Genomic DNA, 727 nt, shown 5'->3' on the forward strand with positions numbered 1-727 from the left:
TGTTCTATTCTTAAGTACTTACCGCACGATGTCACATCACTCCCCCCCTTTCCCTCCTCTTTCTTCTCCCTCTTTTTCCCCCTCTCTTCCTCCTTCCCCCTCTCTCTCTCTCCCCTTCTCCTTTTCTCCTTCTCTTTTTCCCTTCTTTCCCTTCTCTTTTCTTCCCTTCCCCTCCTTCTTCTCCCCCTTTTCTTCTTTTTCTCTTCTCTTTCCCTCCCTCCCCTTTTCTCTCCTCTCCTCCCCTTTCCCTCCCTTCTTTCCTCTTTTCTCCCCTTCTCCTCCTCTCCCTTCTTTTTTCCTTCTCCCTTCCTCTCCCTCCTCTTTCTCTCCCTCCCCTTCTTTTCTTTTTTCTTCTCCTCCCCTTCCTCACCATCCCCTCTCTCCATCTCTCTCTTCCCCCCTTCCCTTTCTTCCTTCTTTCCCCCCTTTCCCCTCTCCCCTCCTCTCTTCCTCTTTTCCTTTCCCCATCCCCCTTCCTCCTTTTCCTCCTTCCTCGCCGCCCCTCTCCCCCTCTTCTTTCTTTTCTTTTCTTTAATAGTTTTTATTTCCCATCTTTGCTTTTCATATATTCACATCCTTCTATTCGTTCGTGTCTCTCCCTTTTCTTTTTTTCTTCTTTTTTTCCCCCTTCTTCTTACTTCCCCCCCTTTCCTCTTCCCCTTTTTCTTTTCGTCTTCCCTCCTTTCCCTCTTTTCTTTCCCCGCCCCTCCTTTCTCTTACTACGTTC

1 protein-coding gene is annotated in these 727 nt (G+C 48.4%); it reads right to left on the reverse strand.

What is annotated here, in order from left to right; all coding sequences use genetic code 11:
• Positions 1-386, reverse strand: a 386-nt coding sequence (locus HYQ40_11235; GenBank protein ID MBZ6528326.1) for a hypothetical protein, incomplete at its 3' end; no start/stop codon positions are given.
• Positions 387-727: the final 341 nt, after the last annotated feature.

It is taken from the genome of Aerococcaceae bacterium DSM 111021, assembly GCA_020112395.1.
Taxonomy (GTDB): Bacteria; Bacillota; Bacilli; order Lactobacillales; family Aerococcaceae; genus Ruoffia.